This is a genomic window from Pseudomonas sp. GM55 (assembly GCF_000282395.1).
In the GTDB taxonomy this organism is placed as follows: Bacteria; Pseudomonadota; Gammaproteobacteria; order Pseudomonadales; family Pseudomonadaceae; genus Aquipseudomonas; species Aquipseudomonas fluorescens_CC.
The window spans coordinates 36,598-60,884 of record NZ_AKJJ01000083.1 but is presented as its reverse complement, the minus strand read 5'-3'; the positions used below and the strand labels follow the sequence as shown (position 1 = coordinate 60,884).

The 24,287-nt window shown below is 62.4% G+C and carries 11 protein-coding genes; 6 read left to right on the top strand and 5 right to left on the bottom strand.

Annotation, left to right across the window (positions count from 1 at the left end; genetic code table 11):
- Nucleotides 1–26 precede the first annotated feature (26 nt).
- Both PMI31_RS21035 and PMI31_RS21030 read right to left on the bottom strand, forming a co-directional pair.
- Nucleotides 27–839, bottom strand: a complete 813-nt coding sequence (locus PMI31_RS21035; protein WP_008020391.1) for an alpha/beta fold hydrolase — start codon at nucleotides 837–839, stop codon at nucleotides 27–29.
- 222 nt (nucleotides 840–1,061) lie between these two features.
- Entirely contained in the window at nucleotides 1,062–14,060 is a 12,999-nt protein-coding gene (locus tag PMI31_RS21030; protein WP_008020389.1) for a non-ribosomal peptide synthetase, read from the bottom strand.
- Nucleotides 14,061–14,439: 379 nt separating this feature from the next.
- Between PMI31_RS21030 and PMI31_RS21025 the strand changes: the two genes are divergently transcribed.
- A complete protein-coding gene (locus PMI31_RS21025) occupies nucleotides 14,440–14,988 on the top strand; it encodes an RNA polymerase factor sigma-70 (RefSeq protein ID WP_008020387.1) in 549 nt (182 codons plus the stop codon).
- Between the two features lie 141 nt (nucleotides 14,989–15,129).
- On the opposite strand, the gene PMI31_RS21020 is transcribed toward PMI31_RS21025, so the two are convergent.
- The 3 genes from PMI31_RS21020 to PMI31_RS21010 all read right to left on the bottom strand — a co-directional run bounded on the left by PMI31_RS21020 (nucleotide 15,130) and on the right by PMI31_RS21010 (nucleotide 17,758).
- Nucleotides 15,130–16,143, bottom strand: coding sequence for a GNAT family N-acetyltransferase (locus PMI31_RS21020; RefSeq protein WP_008020385.1), 1,014 nt, complete (start codon nucleotides 16,141–16,143; stop codon nucleotides 15,130–15,132).
- Between the two features lie 76 nt (nucleotides 16,144–16,219).
- Nucleotides 16,220–17,038 carry a substrate-binding periplasmic protein gene (locus PMI31_RS21015; protein ID WP_008020384.1) on the bottom strand — a complete coding sequence of 273 codons (819 nt, stop codon included), beginning with the start codon at nucleotides 17,036–17,038 and terminating at the stop codon, nucleotides 16,220–16,222.
- Between the two features lie 93 nt (nucleotides 17,039–17,131).
- A complete protein-coding gene (locus tag PMI31_RS21010) occupies nucleotides 17,132–17,758 on the bottom strand; it encodes a TetR/AcrR family transcriptional regulator (RefSeq protein ID WP_008020383.1) in 627 nt (208 codons plus the stop codon).
- 178 nt (nucleotides 17,759–17,936) lie between these two features.
- Here PMI31_RS21010 and PMI31_RS21005 point away from each other — a divergent pair, with 178 nt between their 5' ends.
- The 5 genes from PMI31_RS21005 to PMI31_RS20985 are packed head-to-tail and all read left to right on the top strand — an operon-like array spanning nucleotide 17,937 to nucleotide 24,218.
- Nucleotides 17,937–19,739 carry an acyclic terpene utilization AtuA family protein gene (locus tag PMI31_RS21005; RefSeq protein ID WP_008020382.1) on the top strand — a complete coding sequence of 601 codons (1,803 nt, stop codon included), beginning with the start codon at nucleotides 17,937–17,939 and terminating at the stop codon, nucleotides 19,737–19,739.
- 12 nt (nucleotides 19,740–19,751) lie between these two features.
- Complete coding sequence (locus tag PMI31_RS21000) at nucleotides 19,752–20,621, top strand: SDR family oxidoreductase (RefSeq protein ID WP_008020381.1); 870 nt, start codon at nucleotides 19,752–19,754, stop codon at nucleotides 20,619–20,621.
- A 3-nt stretch (nucleotides 20,622–20,624) separates the two neighbouring features.
- On the top strand, nucleotides 20,625–22,241 hold the full coding sequence (atuC, locus tag PMI31_RS20995; protein WP_008020380.1) for a geranyl-CoA carboxylase subunit beta: 1,617 nt from the start codon (nucleotides 20,625–20,627) through the stop codon (nucleotides 22,239–22,241).
- A gap of 25 nt (nucleotides 22,242–22,266) precedes the next feature.
- The gene (gene atuD, locus PMI31_RS20990) at nucleotides 22,267–23,424 is read left to right on the top strand and encodes a citronellyl-CoA dehydrogenase (RefSeq protein WP_008020379.1); all 1,158 of its coding nucleotides are present in this window, start codon (nucleotides 22,267–22,269) and stop codon (nucleotides 23,422–23,424) included.
- The gene (locus tag PMI31_RS20985) at nucleotides 23,421–24,218 is read left to right on the top strand and encodes an enoyl-CoA hydratase/isomerase family protein (RefSeq protein ID WP_008020378.1); all 798 of its coding nucleotides are present in this window, start codon (nucleotides 23,421–23,423) and stop codon (nucleotides 24,216–24,218) included. Before atuD ends, PMI31_RS20985 begins: the two co-directional genes overlap by 4 nt.
- Nucleotides 24,219–24,287 lie beyond the last annotated feature (69 nt).

Here is a 24,287-nt window from a genome sequence, read left to right as displayed (position 1 = left end):
GCCCGCGATGGGGCCAGCACAACCGACTAAGTTCTCTCAGCTAAAAACTTCAGCAGTTCGGCGGTGACGAACTGCGAATTCTCCAGATTGGAAATATGCCCCGCCTCCGGCACCGGCACCCACGGGCAGCCAATCAACTCAGCCATTTCACGGGCTTCACTCGGTGGCCGAGGCTTGTCCTGATCGCCGCACATCACCAGTGTGTTCGCTGCGTCCAGTTCGCCCAGACGCGACAACAGATCATCGCGCCCAAATGTAATCCGCCCCATCGGCACGATGCTTTCACGCAGGCGATCCGAGGGTAGAGCCGCCAGGGAAGCACGAAAATCCCGGTAGAGCGCCGACTGCGGATCAATGCCCGGCCGGAAGAAAATCGGCACCACGATATCCAGCAGCGCCGGAGTGATGACACCCGCCTCTTCAATCTGCTTCAACAGTGAAAAGTAATACTGGCGAGTCGGCTCCGGTTCGACGCCGACGCAGGTGTCCATCAGCACCAGCCCGTTGATCCGCTGCGCTGCCGATAAGGCCAGACGCACGCCCCACATGCCGCCGACCGACAGGCCAACCAGCGTGACCCGTTCGATGTCCAGATGATCGAGCAGGGCCAGGGCCTGACGCGCCAGGTCATCCAGCGACGTCGTACCGACAGGCAATGGCCCGGATTGGCCGTGCCCCCACAGGTCCAGGGCTATCACACGATAGTGATGCGACAACGCGGCAATCTGCGGCGCCCACATGGCCTGGTCCCACAGGTAACTACCGGCCAGCAGTACCGCCGGGCCGGTGCCTTGATCGATGTAGTGAAGGGCTTGTCCGTCTATCGTTACGAAGGGCATCGACTGTCTCCGCGAATAAAAATGGAGCCGGAAGACTGAGCGGCAGGCAGTCCCTCGTCAATCGCTGGAGTGTGTGCGGTTGTGCCACCGCCTTCGCGGGCAAGTCGAATCACCGCACCGCCGCTCCCACAGGGGGTTATGCTGATCACAGATGATGTGTTCGCCACAAGCCATTGTGGGAGCGAGCTTGCTCGCGATGGGGCCAGTACTGACGCCGGGGAATTACAGCCCCTCCAGCTCCGCCATCAGGTCATTCAAGCGATCCACCTTCTCCTCGGTGATCACGCTGGCCGCCAACGCGTTGATGTATTCGGCCAGTTCCTCCACCGTGCTGCACTCGAACATTGCCCGCAGCGGCACATCCCGTTGCAGGGTTTTCTGCACCCGCGAGGCGATTTGCGTGGCCAGCAGCGAATGCCCGCCCAATTCAAAGAAGTTGTCGCGAACGCCCACCTGCTCGACCTTCAACACCTCGGTCCAAATATCGGCCAGGGTCTGCTCAAGTTCATTGCGCGGCGCCTGATAGTCCTGGCTTTGCAACTGGCCGATCTCCAGCACCGGCAACGCCTTGCGATCCATTTTTCCATTGGCGTTGAGCGGCAGTTTGTCCAGCCACAACCAGTGCAGCGGCACCATGTATTCCGGTAGCTCGGCACGCAGGCGTTGCTTGATGCGCTCCAGGCATTCGGCGGGATCGAGCGCTGAGTCGACCGCCACCAGGTAGCCGACCAGATGCTTGCCGTTCGCCCCTTCCTGCACACCCACCGCCGCATCGTGGACTTCCGGTTGCTCATGCAGGCGAGCCTCGATTTCACCCAACTCAATGCGGTAACCGCGAATTTTTACCTGATGGTCGATGCGGCCAACGTATTCCAGCACGCCGTCGCTGCGACGGCGGGCCAGGTCGCCGGTGCGATACAGGCGCTCACCCGGGGCACCAAACGGGTTCGGCACAAACACCGGTGCGGTGCGCAGCGGATCGCTGACATAGCCACGGCCAACCCCGGTGCCCGCCACGCACAGTTCACCCACCGCGCCCAACGGCACCAGTTCCAGCGCTCCATCGAGCAGGTACAAACGGTTGTTGTCGGTCGGCGTGCCGATCGGCAGGTAGCTGCCGCGAGTCGAAGCCATATCAACGCGGAAGAACGCCACGTCATCCGAGCACTCAGCCGGACCGTAGGCATTCACCAGCCCAATCTGCGGATAGCGCAACAGCCATTGATGCGCCAGTTCCGGCGGCATTGCCTCACCGGTTGGCAGCATCCAGCGCAAGCCGTCGAGGCTCATGCGCTCCTGGGCGAGCATGCCCTGGATCAGCGACGGCACGCTTTCCAGCACAGTAATGCCCTGGCTCTGCACATGGGCCAGCAAACCCTGCGGATCGTGGGCAATGCTGTTCGGCACGATGTCCACCCGTGCGCCGAACAACGGCGCGGCGAGGAACTGCCACACGGAAATGTCGAAGCTTTGCGACGCCGTCTGGGCGATCACATCGGTGTCACTCAGGTTCAGGTACGGCACCTTGCTCAACTGGTTGTTGAGCATGCCGCGCTGTTCGACCATCACGCCCTTCGGCAAACCGGTGGAGCCGGAGGTGTAGATCACATAGGCCAGATTGTCCGGGCCGCTGTAGATGCCCGGGTTCTGCATCGATGTATCACTAGCCTGCACCTCTTCCCAGACCAAAAGCCTGGGTCGATTGGTACAGCCAAACTCTTCCAGCAACGCAACCGCCTGCTCGCGGCATGCCTGGGTGCACACCAGCAATGGCGTGCGGCTCAGTTCGATGATCCGGCTCAGACGCTGGCTCGGCAGCCCCAGGTCCAGCGGCAGGTAACCCGCACCGGCCTTGAAGCTGCCGATGATCATGCCCAGCAATTCGAGACTGCGTTCGGCCAGCAACGCCACCGGTTGATCGCACCCGACACCCGCGGCGATCAACGCATGACCGAGACGGTTACTGCGCTGGTTCAGCTCGAGGTAGCTGTACTGCCGGTCAACACAACTGGCGGCAATGCGCTGTGAGTGCCTGGCGACCCGGGTTTCGAACAATGAAACGTAGCTCTGCTTCAACGGGTATTCGTGTTCGCTCTGGTTGCAGCCATGGATGAGGAAGTCCTGCTCCTCGGCCCCCAGCAACGGCAGGTCGGCCATGTCGCCATGGAAACCCTCAACCAACGCCAGCAGCAAACGCTTGAACTCACCGAGCATGCACTCGACCGTGCTCTCATCGAAGTAGCGCTGGTCGTAGGACAGGTGCAAGCCCAGGTCATCCCCCGGATAGCAAACCGCCGTCAGCGGGAAGTTGGTGTGCGTGCGGCCCGAATCCGAGGTCGCGTTGAGGCTCTGCGCACGGTCCAGCACCGAAACTTCCACCGGGGCGTTTTCGAACACGAACAGGCTGTCGAACAGCGGCTGGCCTTTGGGCAGTTCGCTCTGTTCCTGGATGTTCACCAGCGGCAGGTATTCGTACTCACGCAGTTGCATGTTGTGGTCGAGCAGACCGCTGAGCCACTGGCGCACGCTGCAATGCTGGCCGTCCTCGGGCATTTTTACCCGCAGCGCGATGCTGTTGATGAACAGGCCGACGGTGCGCTGCATCTGCGGCATGTCCACCGGACGCCCGGCCACGGTGACGCCGAACAGCACGTCGCGATCACCGCTCAAGCGCCGCAGCACCAGCGCCCATGCCGCCTGGGCGAAGGTGTTGATGGTCAACTGATGGGCCTGGGCCAGCTCGCGCAATCGCACGCCGTCACGGGCATCGAGCCTTGTGTAGCAGTCGCCGACGAGCATGCCGCCGCTGGCGCCGGCATGTTCGCGCAGCAATGGCCGGTCGCTCGGGATCGGTGTGGTCCGTTCGAAACCCTGCAGGTTGGTTTTCCACCACTGCCGCGCTTCGGCGAGGCTCTGATGCTGCAGCCAGCCGATGTAGTCGCGATAACGCGACACAAGCCCGAGCTGCACTTCCCGGCCTTCGCCGAGGGCGCTGTAGATCTCGAAGAAGTCATTCATCAGCAGCGAACGGCACCAGGCATCGATGAGGATGTGGTGGTTGCTCATCATGAACCAGTAGCGCACCGCGCCGACCCGGATCAGGCGCAAGTGGAACGGTGCCTGGTTGAGCAGGTCGAACCCGGCCTCGCGTTCGGTCTTGAGCAAGGTTTGCAGCTTCGGCTCTTGCTCGGCTTGCGCGATATCACCCCAGTCGAGGTATTCGATCGGCGTGCTGCCCGGTTTGTGGATCACTTGCAGCATGACTTCGCCGACGTTCCAGCAGAACGAGGCGCGCAACGCTTCGTGGCGGGCGATCACAGCTTGCCAGGCCTGGGCAAAACGTTGCGGGTCGAGTTCGCTGTTGATGCGGTAGCGGTCCTGCATGTAGTACAGGCCGGTGCCCGGCTCCAGCAAGGTGTGCAACAGCATGCCCTCCTGCATGGGGGTCAACGGGTAGACGTCTTCAATTTCGGCGGCCGGCACCGGCAGCGCATCCAGTTGCGCCTGATTGAGCTGCGCCAGCGGGAAGTCCGACGGCGTCAGGCCACCCGCGTCGTCGCGCAGGCAATGCTCGATCAGGCTGCTCAATTCACCAAGATAGGCGTCGGCCAATTCGCCGATGGTTGACGGATCGAAGCGTTCGGCGCTGAAGGTCCAGCGCAATACCAACTCACCGCCATACACCTGACCGTCGACGCTCAGCTCGTTGGGCAATGGGGCATTGACGTCGTGGGCCACGCCGATGGCTTCATCCAGTGGACGCAACAGCGCGTCGGCACCGAAGCTCTGGTCGAACTGGCCGAGGTAGTTGAAGGTGATCGGTGCCTGCGGCAACGTCGCCATGCTGTGGCGGCTCTGCTCATCGGCAAGGTAACGCAACACCCCATAACCCAGGCCTTTGTGCGGCACGGCACGCAATTGCTCCTTGATCGCCTTGATCGACGCGGCCTGCCCGACGGCTTCTTCGATGCTCGACGGCGTCAGGCGCAGCGGATAGGCGCTGGTGAACCAGCCCACGGTACGGGTCAGGTCGATCTCGTCGAACAGCGCTTCGCGGCCGTGGCCCTCCAGTTGAATCAGCGCCGATGACTGACCGCTCCAGCGACACAGCACGCGGGCCAACGCGGTCAACAACAAGTCGTTGACCTGGGTGCGATAGGCACTCGGCGCCTGTTGCAGCAACTGCTGCGTGCGCTCACTGTCGAGGCGCACGCTGACGGTTTGTGCATGATGGTTCTGCCTTCCGCCGGCAGGGTGATCGCAGGGCAGATCTGCTCCTGGCCCGGCCAGTTGCGCCTGCCACCAACCCAGTTCTTCACGCAGGGATTCGCTGCCGGCGTAAGCCTGCAAACGTGCGGCCCAGTCCTTGAAGGCACTGGTTTTCGCCGGCAGTTTCACCGACTGCCGGGCGTCCAGTTGGCGATACAGGGTCTGCAAGTCATCCAACAGTATCCGCCACGACACACCGTCCACCACCAAGTGGTGAATGGCGATAAACACGCGTTGCTGGCCTTCAGGGCCATCGACCAGCAACACGCGCAGCAACGGCCCCTCTTCAAGGTCGAGGCTGCGCTGCGCATCGGCGAACAAGTCGGCGCATTTGTCCATGGACGCAACGCGCACCTGCCACAGCACCGGCGCATCGGAAATCGGCTGGTGCACAGCCTGCCACTGGCCGGCAACTCGGCTGAAGCGCAGGCGCAAGGCGTCGTGCTGTTCGATTACCGCCAACAGTGCTTGCTCCAGACGATGAGGTTCCAGGGTGACAGTCGGTTGCAGCAACAACGCCTGGTTCCAGTGCTGGCGTTGCGGGATGTCGGTGTCGAAGAACCAATGCTGGATCGGTGTCAGTCGCGACTCGCCCATGATCAAGCCCTGCTCGGCGCTGACCTGCTCGCTGCAGGTGGCCACAGCGGCGAGGGTCTGCACGGTCTGGTGCCGGAACAGGTCGCGAGGGCTGAAGTGGATGCCGTGCTGGCGCGCCCGACTGACCACCTGGATCGATAGAATCGAGTCACCGCCCAACTCGAAGAAGTTGTCATTGAGGCCAACCTGAGTGACGTTCAGCATCTCGCACCATATCTGTGCGAGCGTGACTTCAAGCTCGTTGACGGGCGCCACGTATTGTTGCCGACCCGACTCCGGGTCCGGCGCCGGGAGAGCACGGCGGTCGAGTTTGCCGTTGGCGGTCAACGGCATGCTTGCCAGCAGGATCAGGTGCGTGGGCACCATGTAATCCGGCAGCTGCGACTTCAAGTGTGCCTTGAGAGATTCGCGTAATGCGGCGTGTTGCGCTTCGTTCTGTTCGGCGACGTCAGTGGCGAGGTAACCCACCAATTGCTTGCCGCTCAGTGCATCGAGAGCCAGTACCACCGCTTCACGAATCGATGCGTGCTCCAGCAAACGGGTTTCGATTTCGCCCAATTCGATGCGAAAACCGCGAATCTTTACCTGATGGTCGATCCGGCCAAGGTATTCCACCAGGCCATCGGCGCGCTGACGCACCAGATCGCCGGTGCGGTAGATGCGCCCGCCGCTGGCGGCAAACGGATCGGCCACGAAGCGCTCCGCAGTCATGCCCGGACGCTGGTGATAACCCTGGGCCAGACCCGCGCCACCGACGTACAACTCGCCCTTCGCGCCTTGCGGCACCAACGCCAGATCGGCATCGAGAATGTAGGCCACGCGGTCGCCGATCACACTGCCGATCGGCACGCTGCCGGCGCCCTCTTCCAGCACTTCAGGAGCCAGGCTGGCCAGCGGCATGACCACGGTTTCAGTCGGACCGTAGGCGTTGAAGAACAGACTCGGCTTGAACGCTGCGCGAATGCGCGCCAGGTGCTCACCGGTCAGCGCTTCGCCGCCGGTGATGATCATGCGCACCGGCAAGGTCTGGTCCTGGGTCGCCAGCCATTGCGCCAACTGACTGCCGTAGCTCGGCGTGAAACCGAGGACGTTGATGTGATGACGACGGATCAGGCCACAGATTTCTTCCGCGTCCCACTGCCCTTGTGCGCGCAACACGACGTGTGCACCACTGAGCAGCGGCACCAGCAATCGCTCGGTCGCGGCGTCGAAGTTGATCGAATAAAAGTGCAGTTCGCAATCATCCGGGCGCATGGCGAAACGCTCGATCACCGCGCGGCAGTGCATGGCGATTTCGCCGTGGGACACCACCACGCCTTTCGGTTTACCGGTCGAGCCCGAGGTGTAGATCAGGTAAGCCTGATGCTGCGGCAGGCTGATCAACGGCAGCCCGGTGGCCGGGTAGTTGGACAGTGCCGCGGCGTCCTCTTCAAGACACCAGCGGCCGACGGTCGCCGGCAGCTCGCCCAGGGCCTTGAACATCGCCACATCGCTGAGCAGCAAACCGAGGCCGCTGTCTTCGATCATGTAATGCAAGCGGTCCAGCGGGTATTCCGGGTCCAGCGGCACATAGGCGCCGCCGGCCTTGAGAATCGCCAGCAAGCCGACGACCATCTCCAGCGAGCGCTCCAGTGCCAGCCCCACACGCACCTGCGGTCCGACGCCACGCTCGCGCAGCATCCAGGCCAGGCGATTGGCGCGGCTGTCGAGCTCGGCGTAGCTCAGGGTCTGCCCGGCGAAAGTCAGGGCCGGAGCGTCCTGGCGCATCGAGGCCTGCTCGGCGAACAGGTGATGGATGCACTGATCCAGCCGATGCTCGCCCGCCTCGACGCCGAGGTTATCGAGCAGTCGTTGTTGTTCGTCGCACGCCAGCAGCGGCAGCTCGCTCAAGCGTTGTTGCGGATCGGCAATCAGTGCTTCCAGCAGATTGCGCCAATGCCCGGCCATGCGGGCGATGCGCGGTTCGTCGAACAGATCGGTGCTGTAGGTCAGGCAGCAACCGAGGCGATGGTCGAGGTCGGTGACCTCCAGGTTGAGGTCAAACTTGGTCGCGCGGGCATCGTTGGCCAGGTACTCGACCGTCATGCCGGCCAGGGCGCGGCTTTGCTGGAACTCCCAGCGCTGCACGTTGCACATCACCTGGAACAGCGGGTTGTAGGCCGTGCTGCGTGGCGGTTGCAAGGCTTCCACCAGATGATCGAACGGCAAGTCCTGATGGGACTGGCCTTCGATCACCGTATGACGCACCTGCTCGAACAGCTCGCCGACAGACATCTGCCCGTCGAGCCGGCAGCGCAGCACTTGCGTGTTGAGGAATGCGCCGATCAGCCCTTCGCTTTCCGGCCGAATGCGGTTGGCAACTGGCGCGCCGATACGCAGATCGGTCTGGCCGCTGTAGCGGTACAGCAGCGTAGCCAGGGCGGCGGTCATGGTCATGAACAGCGTCAGACCATGTTGCGCATTGAAGGCGCGGACCCGTGCCGCGAGGTCGTCACTCAGGTCAAAGCGATACAACTCACCCTGATGGCTTTGCACCGGCGGACGTGGACGATCGGCCGGCAATTCCAGCAGCGGGTGTTCGCGGCCCAGTTGCGTGGTCCAGTAATCGAGCTGGCGCTGACGCTCGCCGGACTCCAGCCACTGACGCTGCCACACGCTGTAGTCCAGGTACTGCACCGGCAACGGCGCGAGCGGCGACTCGCGGTCGTCGACAAAGGCTTCGTACAGCGCGCTGAGCTCCCGGGCAAAGATGTCCATCGCCCAGCCTTCGGTGACGATGTGGTGCAAGGTCAGAACGAAGTAGTGTTCCTGCTCGGCGGTCTTGACCAGGCACGCGCGCAGCAAAGGTCCGGTCTCCAGATCGAACGGCTGGTGCGCTTCATCGTCGGCCAGTTGCCGGACCTGCCACTCGCGGCCTTCGGCATCCAGCGCGGTGAAATCCTTCCACGCCATGCGCACGCCGGTTTCCGCGTGCACGTGCTGGCGGGCGACACCGTCGATGCTCGGGAACGTGGTGCGCAGGGTTTCGTGACGCAGGATCAGGGCTTGCAATGCGGCTTCGAAACGCGCGACATCCAGCACCCCGCGCAGCCGCGCCATGCCGCCAACGTTGTAGGCCGGGCTGCCTGGTTCCATCTGCCAGAGGAACCACATGCGCTGCTGGGAGTAGGACAGGGGCACCGGTTGGCTGCGGTCGACCTTTTCAATCGGCGGCTGTTTATTGGTGCGGCCGCTGGCCTGGATCAGCCGAATCTGTTCGGCAAACCCGCCCAGTTCGCTGTTCTCGAACAACGTCCGCAGCGGCAACTCGACGTCGCAGGCCTGACGGGTACGGGAAATGATTTGCGTGGCCAGCAGCGAGTGGCCGCCCAAGGCAAAGAAATCATCGCGCAGGCCGACCTGTGCCAGGCCCAGCACCTCGCGCCAGATAGCGGCGATTCGTTGTTCCAGCTCAGTCACCGGCTCAACGTGTTCGCGCACCTGCCACTGCGGTTCCGGCAAGGCGCGGCGGTCGAGTTTGCCGCTCGGGCCGAGGGGCATTTCTTCCAGGCGAATCAGTTGCGCCGGGACCATGTATTCCGGCAGTTCAGCGGCCAATACGCTTTTCAGGCGTGCGGTTTGATCGGCTTCGTCCCCGGCATTGTCCGTAGCGGTGTAGTAACCGATCAATTGCGCCCCGGCCACGGTTTCGCGCACCAGCACCACGGCTTGCGCAACGCCGTCCCGGGCCAGCAGCCGCGCTTCGATTTCCTGCGGCTCGACCCGGAACCCGCGCAGCTTGACCTGCTGATCGAGACGGCCGAGGTATTCGATCACGCCATCCGCCGTCCAGCGCGCCCGGTCGCCGGTGCGGTACAGGCGCGCGCCCGGCTCGCCCAAGGGATCGACCACGAAGCGTTCGGCCGTCAGTCCCGGGCGGCCCAGATAACCGCGGGCAAGGCCGATACCACTGATGCACAGTTCACCCGGCACACCGGCGGGAACCGGGTTGAGATCATTGTCGAGTACACGGCAGACGACGTTGCCCAGCGGCCGGCCAATCGGCGAACGCTCGCCATCAGCGCGTGAGCAGTGCCAATGGGTCACATTGATTGCGGTTTCGGTCGGGCCGTAGCGGTTGTGCAGTTGCACCCCCGGCAATTGTTCCAGCACGCGGTTGCGCAGTTCGGCGGGCAACGCTTCGCCCCCGGAGAACACCCGGCGCAGGCTGGTGCATTCAGCGCTCAAAGGTTCCTCGATGAACAGCGAAAGCAACGGCGGCACGAAGTGCAACGTGGTCACGCCATGCGCTTGAACAAGCTGCGCGATGCGATGCGGATCGCGGTGTTCACCGGGGCCGGCGATCACCAGGCGACTACCGGTGATCAACGGCCAGAAGCACTCCCACACCGACACGTCAAAACTGATCGGCGCCTTTTGCATCAGCACATCGGTTTCGTTCAGGCGATAGGTTTGCTGCATCCATTGCAGGCGCTCGGCCAGTGCCGCGTGGGTGTTGCCGACGCCTTTGGGCTGGCCGGTGGAACCGGAGGTGTAAATCACATAGGCGAGGTTGTCGCCGTGCAGATGCAGGCCTGGCGCATGGCTTGGCCAGTTCTCCAGATGGAGCGCGTCCATGGCTATTACGCTGACACCCTCGGTGGCTGGCAGACAATCAAGCAACCGGGTCTGGGTCAGCAGCAGCTCAACGCCACTATCGCTGAGCATGCAGGCCAGGCGCTCGGTCGGGTAATCGGGATCCAGCGGTACGTAAGCACCGCCAGCCTTGATGATCGCCAGCAGGCCGATCAGCAGTTGCGGCGAACGCTCGCAGGCGATGGCCACGCAGACATCCGGGCCGATGCCTTTATCGCGCAGGTAGTGAGCCAAACGGTTGGCCCGGGCGTGCAGTTCGGCGAAGTCCAGGCTACCGCCGTCCCACACCAGCGCGGTGCGCTGCGGCGTCCGGTGCGCCTGTTCGTTGAGCCATTCAGGCAGCCATTGGCTGGCGGGTGCGCACACTGCGCTGGCCCATTCCGATTGCTGATGGTGCTCGGCAGGCGTCAACAGTGGCAGGTCGCCGATGGCGATAGTCGGTTGCTCGCAGACAGCCCGCAACAGATGGCTGAAATGCTCGGCCAGGCGCTCGATGGTCGCGGCGTCGAACAACTCGCTGGCGTAGTCGAAGGACAAGGTCAGACGACCATTGCGGTCTTCTTCGCTGTGCAACTGCAAATCGAACTTGGCTTCCCGGCTATGCCACGGCAACTCTTCGGCCAACAACCCCGGCAGGCGGCGCAAGGCGCTCAGGTCCCGTTGCTGATGGTTGAACATGACCTGAAACAGGCCCTGCTCGCGGGCCTGCGGGAAAGCCTCCAGCAGTTGCTCGAATGGCAGGTCCTGATGGGCCTGGGCGCCCAATGCGGCGCGCCGGGTTTGCGCCAGCAGCTCAGCGAATGGCTGGCGTGAGTCCACCTCGGCACGCAACACCTGGGTATTGATGAAAAAGCCAATCAGCCCTTGGGTTTCCAGGCGTGGACGGTTGGCATTGGGTACGCCGATACGGATATCACGCTGGCCGCTGTAGCGGTGCAACAGGCCCTGGAATGCTGCGAGCAACAGCATGAACGACGTGGACTCATGGGCTTGGGCGGTCTGGCGGATGGCTTCGCCGAGGGGTGCGTCCAGGCGCACCGTGTGGCGTGCAGCACTGTGCAGTTGTTGCGCCGAACGGGGATGGTCGCTGGCCAGGGTCAAGGTCGGGTGTTCGTCGCCCAACTGCGCTTTCCAGTAAGCCAGTTGCCGCTCGCCCTCGCCTTGCGCCAGCCATTGGCGCTGCCAGCTGCCGTAATCGGCGTACTGCGTCGGCAATGGCGCCAGCACTGTTTGCTGCCCCTGGGAGGCCGCCGCATACAGGCGCGAGAACTCGTCGATCAGTACATTCAGCGACCAGCCATCCGCAATGATGTGGTGCAGGGTCACCAGCAGTTGGTGGTCTTCTTCGTCGAGACGTACCAGTGTCACCCACAGAAGTGGGCCTTTCTCCAGATCGAACCGGGTACGCGCCTGGTCCTCACGGATCTGCAGCGCCTGGGCTTCACGCTCGGCAGCCGGCAGGGCGCTGATGTCGATCATTTGCAGATTGAACCCGGCGGCCGGATCGACCTGTTGCAACGCCACGCCATCACGCTCGAAGAATCGCGTGCGCAAGGATTCGTGGCGCTCGATCAACTGCTGGAAACTGGCGCGCAAGGCGTCCTCATCCAGTTCACCGCGCAGGCGCAAGGCACCGGGAATGTTGTAGGCGCTGCTGTGGGGATCAAGTTGCCAGGTGATCCACAGGCGGTTTTGTGCCAGGGATTGCGGCATCGGTTGCTGGCGCGACAGCGCAGTGATCGCGCCCTGGGCCAGGCCACCGTCCTGTTGCAGACGGGCCACGACATCGGCGAATGCGCCGAGGGTCGGGGCTTCGAACAGCAGACGCAGATTCAACTCCAGACCGAGCTCTTCACGCAGGCGCGCCACGACTTGCGTCGCCGCGATGGAGTTGCCGCCAAGCAGGAAGAAATGGTCGTCGGCGCCCACCTGTGCTACTTGCAACTGCTCGCACCAGATCTGGCCGATCAGGCTTTGCAGCTCGGAGCCCGACTCGATCCGGCCTGCACTTTCGCTGGTGGCCGAGGGGAACATCGCGTAGCTGTCGAGGCTGCCGTCCGCCAGGCGACTGCGGCACGCCGAGCGTTGCAATTTGCCGCTGGATGTCTTGGGCAGCGCGCCCGGATTGAGCAGCACCACCACGCCCGGAGCTTCCTGGTAAACCTCGGCGACGGCCTGGCGAATGGCTTTGATCAAGGATTCGGGCGGCAGGATTTTCTGCACGCTGCGGCTGATTTCTGCAGCGATGCCGATGCCCTCCTGCCCACCAACCGTGACGGCGAAGGCGGCAACGCGCCCTTTGCGCACCACTTCCACTTCACGCTCGACAGTCTGCTCGATGTCCTGCGGGTACAGGTTGTGCCCGCGCACGATCAGCATGTCCTTCAGGCGGCCGGTGATGAACAGTTCACCGTTGCGCATGAAACCCAGGTCACCGGTTCGCAGCCAGGTCTGGCCGGCGTGCCGGACGAAGGTCTTGGCGGATGCCTCGGGGTTGCGCCAGTAACCGAGGGCGACGCTCGGCCCGCTGGCCCAGACTTCGCCGACGACGTTGTCGGCCTGTTCGGTGAGCGAGACAGGCTCGACGATCAGCACGGCGTGACCCGGTTGGCTGACACCACAACTCATGATCGGGCTGCCCTCGCCCGCTTCGATTTGATTTTGCGCCAGGGCCTGATCGTCTACCCGCAGGTTGCCGATACCTTGGCCGCGCGGTGTGCCGGCGACAAACAATGTGGCTTCGGCCAGACCGTAGGAAGCCATGAAACTGTCCCCGGTGAAGCCGCAGGTCGCGAACTTCCCGGCGAAGCGCTCCAGCGTGTCGAGGCGAATCGGTTCGGAACCGGAATACGCCACGCGCCAGCCACTCAGGTCCAGCCGTTCCAGGGCTGACTCACTGACCCGCTCGCTGCACAAGCGATAGGCAAAATCCGGCCCGCCACTGATGGTGCCGCCGTATTCGCTGATCGCCTCCAGCCAGCGCAATGGCCGGCCGAGGAAATACGCCGGCGACATCAACACGCAAGGCACGCCACTGAAAATCGGCTGCAGCAGGCCACCGATCAGGCCCATGTCGTGGTACAGCGGCAGCCAACTGACGATCACGTCGTCGGGGTTCAGATCAATGCCGAAACCGTGGCGAATCAGCAATTCGTTGGCCACCAGATTGCCGTGGCTGACTTGCACGCCTTTGGGCAGCGCGGTAGAGCCGGAGGTGTATTGCAGGAAGGCGATGTGATCGTCCTGCAAGTCCGCCGCGATCCAGCGCTCGGCCAGTGCACCGTCGAGGGTATCGACACACAGCATCGGCGGCGCCCCGTCGATTTGCTGCAACCCATCGCGCAGCCCGACGCTGGTCAGCAGCAAGCGCGGTTCGGCGTCGCCAATGATCGACAACAGGCGCTCCTGGTGATGACGGCGAGTCGATTCCGGAGGGTAGGCCGGCACCGCGATCACGCCCGCGTACAGGCAACCGAAGAATGCCGCGACGTAATCCGGTCCGCTGGGAAACAGCAACACGGCACGGTCACCGAAATCCGCTTGAGCCTGCAACGCGCCGGCAATCGTCCGCGCCCGCTGATCCAGCTCGCGATAACTGAGTACCACAGCCTGATCCGGGGTCTCGGCGAGAAAGCGCAAGGCCACCCGATCCGGCGTCAGGGCCGCGCGGCGCTGAAGGGCCTGGACCATTGTGCCGGGGAGTTCGAACGCGTCGGTCATGAGGTTTCCTGCCTGGTTTCGGCTGTAGGAGCGAGCTTGCTCGCGAAAAAAAGGAGAACGCCGCGGAGTGTCAGGCGCCCATCGCCATCGTTGACGACCATCGCGAGCGAGCTCGCTCCTACAGGGTTATGAGGATTGCGCTGCTCCATTCACCAAAGAGAACGGATGACGTCCTGAAATAATTAGGTGCCGGCTGGAATACCAAGCGCACTGAAGTGAGTCAGCGTGTCGCAGTTCTCACTCTGCATCCTCGCAGAGCAATAGTTATATTTCTCATTTGACAATCATTATCATTAATCCTAATTTGGCGCTCGATGTGCAGGACGGCCCCCCGGTTCATTCGCCGTCCCACTAACCTTTTGGCAGCAAGGTGATTTCCATGATGGAACCAGTATCCACAAGCAGGTGCGATACACCGCTACTTCAGGCATTCGTCGACAATCGACTGATTCTGGTGAAGATCGCCGCCAGAATTACCGGTTGCCGCTCACGTGCCGAAGATGTTGTGCAGGACGCATTCTTCCGGTTGCAATCGGCCCCGCCCATCACCAGTTCGATCAAGGCTCAGCTCAGCTATCTGTTCCAGATCGTGCGCAACCTGGCGATCGACCATTACCGCAAACAGGCGCTGGAGCAGAAATATTCCGGTCCTGAAGAGGAAGGGCTGAATGTGGTGATCCAGGGTGCGTCACCGGAAACGACGCACATCAACTTTTCGACGCTGGAGCACATTGCCGATGCGTTGACCGAGTTACCAAGTCGCACCCGCTACGCCTTCGAGATGTATCGCCTGCACGGCGTACCGCAAAAAGACATCGCCAGGGAACTCGGCGTCTCGCCGACCCTGGTGAACTTCATGATCCGTGATGCGCTGGTGCACTGCCGCAAGGTGTCGGGCAAGCGTGGGGATGCGGCTGCTCGTCACTAAGATCCGAGATCTGTATCGCGCCCATCGCGGGCAAGCCCGCTCCCACAGGTTAAGCGCTAACCCTGTGGGAGCGGCGGTGCGACGATTCGACTTGCCCGCGATGGCAAACTCAAGAACGATAAAGAGCTTGAGCCCTGCGCATCAAACCAGTCCACACCGCTCAAAAAACCGCTCCCGCCCCAGCACCATCAACGCCGCGCGCTTGTGCGGGAAGTCGAACTCCTTCTCGCAGTGGAATCGCTGCCCCTGCATGTAGCCGATCATCTTGCCGTTGTCGGCGCGCGGCTCGGCGACCACCCGCTGGGTACGCGGATCATCGAGAAACAGGTAGTGCACCAGCGCCGATAACCAGCTCGCCACCTTGTGCGGACCGCGGTGGTTTTCTTCGCCCACCAGCATGTGGATGCCACGGTCGTAATCACCAGCATCGTAGAAGGGTGCGATGCGATCTTCCTTGGCCCAATAGGCTTCGAAATAGGCGAACGGCTGATCGTCGAAACAGCCGATCAATGTCAGGGTGTGGGGATCAGCCTGAAGTTTGCTCAAGTACTCGCGATGCTGTTCGAGGCTGCCCTCCTCTTGCCAGAAACTCGCGACTCGCGGGCTGTTCTGCCATCGGTTGAAGCGTGCCAGGTCTTGCTCGATTTCCAGGGTGTGCAGGGAAATCCAGGCGCCCAGCCGCGCATCGAAGCGTCGATACACTTGACCCTTGGGTTTCACCGGTCGTCGAGGATGACGCTTACCGTCGGTGACGACCATTTGCTGTGGGTAGCTGCCAGTCAGGGAATGCCCCAGCCAAGGCTGCGGCAACTGCCAGAACAGGGTGCGCTCGCAGTGATACTGGCCGCTGATGGAGGTCGGAATCAGCAAGCCGCTGAACACGGCTTCGTTCGGCACGTCCTGCAGGTGCCAGATCAGACGCTGACAGTCGGGGTCGCGAGCGAACAGCCAATAACAGGCCGCCCATAATGCCTGCCCTTCAGGGCGACTGAAGCGCTCCTCCAGTTGCAGGTGCAACTCGGGGCCACGAATCAGCCGCAGGGTGAGCAACGGCTGCCCCTCCAGGCTGAGGCTCAGACGGCTTTGCGTTTCATCAGCGGCAAGACGACTGCCTGTCGGCAGACACAGGGCAGTCAGGTCATTCAGATTGGACATGGGGTCGGGCTCACGATAATCGTCGACAGTTCAACGAGGTGACGTGAGCCACGGCGGGAAATTTAGGCAAAGACCATCATTTGGCGGCTTGTGGCGCCGGTTCGTTGCGCGGGACCGGCACAAGCGCAATCTTGTACGGCTCGAAAATCTTCAACATCTGGCCGTTGTCCCGCAAGCCTTGCAACAACTTGCCGAAGGCCTCGCCACTGATGGGCGCAGTCGGACGCAGAATGGCGTAGTGATGATAGATCTGGTCGATGCGCTGGGACACCAGCAACTCGTCGGCGACTTTTTCATTGCGCAGGAAGTAATCGCTCAGGTAGGAGCGCGTGACCAGGGCAATGTCGGCCCGGTCGCGTAATACCATCAGCAGATTGCTGTCATGGGAATAGGTCAGTGTGGCGTTGTAGTTTTTCGCCAGGTACTGGGGCTCGGCATTGAAGTTGGCAAACTCGTAGTGATAGCCGCTGAACAGTGCCAGGCGCTTGCCGCTCAGGTCGGCAAAATAACTTTGCTGTCGATCGGGCAGGCGTTGCGCAACAAAAATCTCGGCGTCCTCCAGCCCCATGTCGACGGCCGTGTGGGGGATCTCTTCCCACCCCCAGGCGGGATTTTCGAAGATGGCCATGTCGACCCGGCCCTGCTTGAAGTCACCAAAGCGCCGGGGAATGGACGTGGGCACCAGGACGAACTGGTAGTCACTTTGCAATGCGTTCAGGGCCTCGACCAGTTGCGGCAGCAACCCGGTATCGGCCCCGGATTCCGGGCGTACAGTGTAGGGTGGAAAGTGCGCTGCACCAATGCGTACCAGTTGCGCAGCCTGGGACGACATCATCGTTGACACCGCAAGCATCGCCAGCAAAAGCCGCGAGGCTGTCCGAATTGGCGACCCCATCAAAACGCCCCCACTCCCCAATAAAACGATACCAATGCATTCAAGCTAGGCGGTTTTGTCCAGTTAGCCAGTTTAATGCTGGCCAACACAAGCTTATAGCCGGTCTTCCAGCACCAGAATCAACGCCTCATCGGCCAATTGATCCAGGCTCATGCTGCCCCCGGCGCGAAACCAGGTGGTGGTCCAGGACAATGCGCCGGTCAGGAACCGCCGAGTGATGAACACATCGCCGCGGATAAACCCGGCGGCCTTGGCTTCGCCCAGTACTTGCAGCCAGATGTCTTCGTAGATATCGCGCAGTGCCAGGACCTTGGCCTGGCCCTCTTCGGACAGCGAGCGCCATTCGTAGACCAGCACAGCCATGGCCTCGCCGCTACCGCCCATGATCGACTGCAATTCACAGCGGATCAGCGCCAGCACCCGCTCGCGCACATTGCCGGCCTCGGCGATGGCCGCACGCATCAACGCGGTGTTGTAGAGTATGGTTTCTTCCATCACGGCGCGCAGGATTTCGTCCTTGCTTTTGAAGTGGTGGAAAATACTCCCGGACTGAATGCCCACGGCGCCGGCCAGATCGCGCACGGTCGTGCGTTCATAGCCTTTATTGCGGAACAGGTGGGCCGCCACTTGCAGCAGCTTGCCACGGGCGCTGTCCGGGTCGGTCAATTGGCCGTCGTTCACCAATTCGCGCATGACCCTCAGGGCTTTTTGCTCGTCCACCCGTTCTCTCCTACAGTCGATCAATCAATAACGCCGATCCCCCCGAAAACACCGGAGTTGCGCGGGCAATTTAAGCTGACGGATGGCACCAAGCAAGCGCTTGGGCAGAAGAAAATCAAGCCATTTACAAACCAAGCGCTTGCTTGGTAATGTCAACGCACTTCGGTTGGAGGTGGCTATGGAATGGACTGCGCCTAAAACAATACGCATCGGTTGCGCCAGCGCCTTCTGGGGCGATACTTCGACCGCTGCCGCGCAACTCGTGGAACACGGGCATCTGGACTATCTGGTCTTCGATTACCTGGCCGAAATCACCCTGTCGATCATGGCCGGCGCGCGGATGAAAGATCCCCAGGCCGGCTATGCGGGCGACTTCATCGAAGTCCTCGCCCCCTTGCTGCCGCAGCTCGCGCAGCACAACATCCGGGTCATCAGCAATGCCGGTGGCGTCAATCCCCAGGCCTGCGCCGCCGCCCTGCAAGCGGCCTGCGACAAGGCCGGGGTGACATTGAAGATCGCCGTGCTGCTGGGTGATGACCTGCAACCGCAATTCAAACAACTAGGCAGCCTGAGCATTCATGAAATGTTCAGCGGCTCGCCCCTGCCGCCAATGTGCGTCTCGACCAATGCCTACCTCGGCGCACCGGGCATCGTCGAAGCCCTGCGTCTGGGCGCGGACATCGTGATCACTGGGCGCGTGGTCGACAGTGCGGTGGTCAGCGCTGCGCTCGTGCATGAGTTCGGCTGGTCGTGGCACGACTACGACAAGCTCGCCCAGGCGGCACTGGCCGGGCACATCATCGAATGCGGCGCCCAGTGCACGGGCGGCAACTTCACCGATTGGCGCGACGTCCCCGACTACGAACACATCGGTTTTCCCATCGTCGAAGTCAGCGCCGACAGCCAGTTCATCGTCAGTAAACCCGAAGGCACCGGCGGGCTGGTCACGCCGCTGACGGTGGGCGAACAGATGCTGTACGAAATAGGTGACCCGCGCGCGTATCTGCTGCCCGACGTGGTGTGCGATTTCACTCAGGTCAAACTGCTGCAACAAGGCAGGAACGCGGTACAGGTGCACGGCGCCAAAGGCCTGCCGCCGACGGCTCAATACAAGGTCAGCGCCACGTACCCCGATGGCTTCCGCTGCACCGCCAGTTGCCTGATTGCCGGCATCGATGCCGTCGACAAGGCGCGACGAGTCAGCGCGGCGATCATCAACAAGACCTCGGAAATGTTCCGTCAGCGCGGCTGGGCGCCGTACAGCGAGGTGAATATCGAGTTGCTGGGCAGCGAGGCCACCTACGGCCCCCACGGCCAGCGTCAGGACAGCCGCGAAGTGGTGATCAAACTCGCGGTGCGCCATCTGGACAAGCAGGCATTGGTCGTGTTCTCCCGGGAGATCGCCCAGGCCGCCACCGGCATGGCGCCGGGGCTGACCGGTATTGTCGGTGGCCGGCCGACGGTGTATCCGCTGATCCGGCTGTTCTCGTTCCTGATCGACAAAACCGCCTGTACGTTGGACATTGATTTCATGGGTCAGCGCCACCCGTGTGCCCTGCCCGCTCTCGATGTGCTCGACCCGCTGGACCTGCCAGCCCTGCTCGCGCCACCGAAACCGATTGGCCTGGCCGACGCCAGCGTGGCCTTGGTCAAACTGGCGGTCGCCCGCTCTGGCGACAAGGGCAACCACAGCAACATCGGCGTCATGGCCCGCGAGCCCGAATTCCTGCCATGGATCGCCGAAGCCCTGACCCCGGAAGTGATCGTCGACTGGATGGGCCACGTCCTCGATCCAATCCACGGACGGGTAGAACGCTGGTACTTGCCCGCCAGCCACAGCCTGAATTTCCTGCTGGAAAACGCCCTCGGCGGCGGCGGTGTCGCCAGCCTGCGAATCGATCCGCAAGGCAAAGCCTTCGCCCAGCAACTGCTGGAAATCCAGATCCCGGTGCCGCAACGCATCGCCGACCAGTTCAACTAGAGGATCGCCGCCATGACCTACGATTCGATTTTCAGAGCCGATCTGTTTGCCGGCCAAAACATCATCGTCACCGGTGGTGGCAGTGGCATCGGCCGCTGCACCGCCCACGAACTGGCGGCCCTCGGCGCCCATGTGCTGCTGGTCGGGCGCAAGGCCGACAAGCTCAAAACCGTTGCGGCAGAGATTGCCGAAGACGGCGGCACGGCCGATTGGGCGGTTTGTGACATCCGCGAGGAAGAACCGGTGCAGCACCTGGTCAGCGAATTGATCCGCAAGCATGGCCCCATCCATGGCCTGGTCAACAATGCGGGCGGGCAATACCCGTCGCCCTTGGCTTCGATCAATCAAAAGGGTTTCGAAACCGTGATGCGCACCAATCTGGTGGGCGGTTTCCTGATGGCCCGGGAAGTGTTCAACCAATCCATGAGCAAGCACGGCGGCGCCATCGTCAACATGCTCGCCGACATGTGGGGGGGCATGCCCGGTATGGGTCACTCCGGCGCGGCACGTTCGGGCATGGACAACCTGACCAAGACCGCCGCGTATGAATGGGGTCATGCCGGGGTGCGGGTCAACGCCGTGGCGCCGGGCTGGATTGCCTCCAGCGGCATGGACACCTACGAAGGCGCCTTCAAGGCGGTGATTCCGACCTTGCGCGAACACGTGCCGCTCAAGCGTATCGGCACCGAATCGGAGGTCAGCGCGGCGATTGTTTTCCTGCTCAGCCCGGCAGCGGCGTTCGTCAGCGGCAGCACCTTGCGTATCGACGGTGCCGCCAGCCTCGGCGGGCGCGCCTGGCCTATCCACAAGGCGACCAACAGCGAGTCGTATAACGGCTTCCACCGCGCCTACATACCAGACGTGTTGAAGGACAAGGAATAACCCATGCCGGTGATTCAGTCGCAACTCGATCCCCACAGCGAGCCGTTCGCCCAGAACCGTGCGGCGATGCTGAGCGCCATCGAACAAGTGCGCGCGCTCGAACAGAATTTGCTGAACAAGGCTGCCGAAGCCAAACCCAGGTTCGAAAAACGCGGTCAGTTGTTGCCCCGCGAGCGCCTCAACCTGCTGCTGGACCCTGGTGCGCCGTTTCTCGAACTGGCGAGCCTGGCCGGCTACAAGCTGCACGACGACAAGGACGGCAGCTCCGCCGGTGGCGGTTTGATCGCCGGCATCGGCTATGTCTGCGGCGTGCGCGTGCTGGTGGTGGCGAACAACAGCGCGATCAAGGGCGGGACCATTTCCCCCAGCGGTTTGAAAAAATCCCTGCGCCTGCAACAGATCGCCATGGAAAACAAACTGCCGGTGATCACCCTCGCCGAAAGTGGCGGCGCCAACCTCAATTACGCGGCGGAAATTTTCGTCGAAGGCGCGCGCAGCTTTGCCAATCAGGCGCGGATGTCGGCCATGGGCTTGCCGCAGGTCACTGTGGTCCATGGCTCGGCCACGGCTGGCGGTGCCTATCAGCCGGGTTTGTCGGATTACGTGGTGGTGGTGCGCGGCAAGGCCAAGCTGTTTCTCGCCGGCCCGCCACTGCTCAAGGCTGCCACCGGCGAAGTCGCGACCGATGAAGAGTTGGGTGGCGCCGAGATGCACGCACAAACCGCCGGCACCGCCGAATACCTGGCTGAAAACGACGCCGATGGTGTGCGCCTGGTACGCGAGATTGTCAGCGTGCTGCCGTGGAACGAGCAGTTGCCCCGACTACCCGAACGTCGCTGGGAGGAGCCCCTCTACCCCATCGACGAACTGCTGGGCCTGATCCCGGATGACCCGAAAAAGCCCTACGACGTACGCGAAATCATCGCCCGTCTCGCCGACGCTTCGAACTTTCTTGAATTCAAAGGCGAGTTCGATCAGCAGACCGTCTGCGGTCACCTGAAAATTCAGGGGCGCGCCTGCGGCTTCATCGGCAACAACGGCCCCATCACGCCAAAAGGCGCAAGCAAGGCCGCCCAGTTCATCCAGCTGTGCGACCAGAGCCAGACGCCGTTACTGTTTTTCCACAACACCACCGGGTTCATGGTCGGCACCGAATCGGAACAACAAGGCGTGATCAAGCACGGCGCGAAGATGATTCAAGCAGTGGCCAATGCCCGCGTGCCGAAACTGACCATCGTCGTCGGTGGTTCCTATGGCGCGGGCAACTATGCGATGTGCGGACGCGGCCTCGACCCGCGCTTCATCTTCGCCTGGCCCAACAGCCGCACAGCGGTGATGGGCGGCGCGCAAGCGGGCAAAGTGCTGCGTATTGTCACCGAGGCCAAACAGGCCAAAGACGGCCTGGTGCCCGATCCGAAAATGCTCGACATGCTGGAACAGGTCACCGCGCAGAAACTCGACAGCCAGTCCACGGCGCTCTACGGCAGCGCCAATCTGTGGGACGACGGTTTGATCGACCCGCGCGATACCCGGACCTTGCTGGGTTACTTACTGGATATTTGTCACGAGGCCGAGGTGCGGCCATTGCAAACCAACAGCTTTGGTGTGGCGCGGTTCTAAGCCGACTAACAGGAGAACAATAAGAATGATCTTCACCCAGGAACACGAAGCACTGCGCCGCACCGTGCGCCAGTTCGTCGAGCACGAGATCAACCCGCACGTCGAGGAATGGGAAAAGGCCGGGCGATTCCCCATCCACGAAATCTTCCGCAAGGCCGGCGATCTTGGCTTGCTGGGCATTTCCAAACCGGAAAAATTCGGCGGCATGGGGCTCGACTACAGCTATTCGATCGTCGCGGCCGAAGAGTTCGGCACCATTCATTGCGGCGGCATACCGATGTCCATCGGCGTGCAGACTGACATGTGCACGCCTGCGCTGGCACGCTTCGGTTCCGATGAATTGCGCGAAGAATTCCTGCGCCCGGCCATCAGCGGCGAGCAGGTCGGCTGCATCGGTGTCTCCGAAGTCGGCGCCGGCTCCGACGTCGCCGGACTTAAAACCACCGCGCGCAAGGACGGCGACGACTACGTGATCAACGGCAGCAAGATGTGGATCACCAACTCACCGAGCGCCGATTTCATCTGCCTGCTGGCCAACACTTCGGACGACAAACCGCACATCAACAAATCGCTAATCATGGTGCCGATGAACACACCGGGCATCAGCTTGAGTTCGCACCTGGACAAGCTCGGCATGCGCAGCTCGGAAACCGCCCAGGTGTTTTTCGACAATGTGCGTGTACCGCAGCGCAACCGCATCGGCCATGAAGGCGCGGGATTCATGATGCAGATGCTGCAATTCCAGGAGGAACGCCTGTTCGGTGCAGCCAACATGATCAAGGGCCTGGAGTACTGCGTCGACAGCACCATCGAATACTGCAAGGAGCGCAAAACCTTCGGCAATGCCCTGATCGACAATCAGGTGATCCACTTCCGTCTGGCTGAACTGCAAACCGAAATCGAATGCCTGCGGGCGCTGGTCTACCAGGCTACCGAGCAATACGTCAAAGGCCAGGACGTGACGCGCCTGGCTTCCATGGCCAAGCTCAAGGCCGGGCGGCTGGGTCGCGAAGTCAGCGACAGCTGCCTGCAATATTGGGGCGGCATGGGCTTCATGTGGGACAACCCGGTGGCCCGGGCCTACCGCGATGTCCGACTGGTGTCGATTGGTGGCGGTGCCGACGAAATCATGCTGGGGATCATCTGCAAACTGATGGGCATTCTGCCGGGGAAAAAGAAATGAGCAGCCTGCCGGTATGCCAGACCTTGCTGCTGGAACTGCACAACGGCGTGCTGCACATCACCCTCAATCGCCCGGACAGCCGCAACGCCATGAGCGTGCAGATGGTCAGCGAGTTGCGCTCGGTACTGGCCGCCGTGCGCGATGACCGGGGCGTTCGCGCACTGGTGATCGGCGGTGCCGGCGGCCACTTCTGCGCCGGCGGCGATCTCAAGGACATGGCCAGCGCCCGTGCTCAGGGTGCGGGCGCACAGCGCGACTTGAATCGGGTGTTCGGTGCGCTGCTGCAGGAGGTGCAACAGGCTCCGCAAGTAGTGATCACGGTGCTGCAGGGCGCGGTGCTCGGCGGTGGTTTCGGCCTGGCCTGTGTCAGCGATATCGCGTTGGCCGACCATCAGGCGCAGTTCGGCCTGCCGGAAACCAGCCTCGGCCTGTTGCCGGCGCAAATCGCGCCATTCGTGGTGCAGCGCATCGGCCTGACCGAAACCCGGCGCCTGGCCCTCACCGCGGCACGTTTTGATGGCCACCAGGCACGACGCATGGGGCTGGTGCATTTCGTCGAGCATGATCCGCAGGCCCTGGCTGAGCGTCTCGATGAGGTGTTGGCGCATGTGCTGTGTTGTGCGCCCGAAGCGAATGCGATGACCAAGAAACTCCTGCTGGCGAGTGCCGGACAACCGTCGGATGCCCTGCTGGATCAGGCAGCCGAATGGTTCGGCGAAGCGGTGACCGGGGCAGAAGGTGTCGAGGGAACGATGGCCTTCGTGCAAAAACGCAAACCGGGGTGGGCCTCCTGAAAAGCTTCGCTGGCAAGCCAGCTCCTACAGGGTTTGTGTGTGACATGAATCCACTGTAGGAGCTGGCTC

Coding starts and splice junctions, on each gene's coding strand:
- PMI31_RS21035 (WP_008020391.1), bottom strand. CDS start 839: ATGCCCTTCGTAACGATAGACGGACAAGCCCTTCACTACATCGATCAA.
- PMI31_RS21030 (WP_008020389.1), bottom strand. CDS start 14,060: ATGACCGACGCGTTCGAACTCCCCGGCACAATGGTCCAGGCCCTTCAG.
- PMI31_RS21025 (WP_008020387.1), top strand. CDS start 14,440: ATGATGGAACCAGTATCCACAAGCAGGTGCGATACACCGCTACTTCAG.
- PMI31_RS21020 (WP_008020385.1), bottom strand. CDS start 16,143: ATGTCCAATCTGAATGACCTGACTGCCCTGTGTCTGCCGACAGGCAGT.
- PMI31_RS21015 (WP_008020384.1), bottom strand. CDS start 17,038: ATGGGGTCGCCAATTCGGACAGCCTCGCGGCTTTTGCTGGCGATGCTT.
- PMI31_RS21005 (WP_008020382.1), top strand. CDS start 17,937: ATGGAATGGACTGCGCCTAAAACAATACGCATCGGTTGCGCCAGCGCC.
- PMI31_RS21000 (WP_008020381.1), top strand. CDS start 19,752: ATGACCTACGATTCGATTTTCAGAGCCGATCTGTTTGCCGGCCAAAAC.
- atuC (WP_008020380.1), top strand. CDS start 20,625: ATGCCGGTGATTCAGTCGCAACTCGATCCCCACAGCGAGCCGTTCGCC.
- atuD (WP_008020379.1), top strand. CDS start 22,267: ATGATCTTCACCCAGGAACACGAAGCACTGCGCCGCACCGTGCGCCAG.
- PMI31_RS20985 (WP_008020378.1), top strand. CDS start 23,421: ATGAGCAGCCTGCCGGTATGCCAGACCTTGCTGCTGGAACTGCACAAC.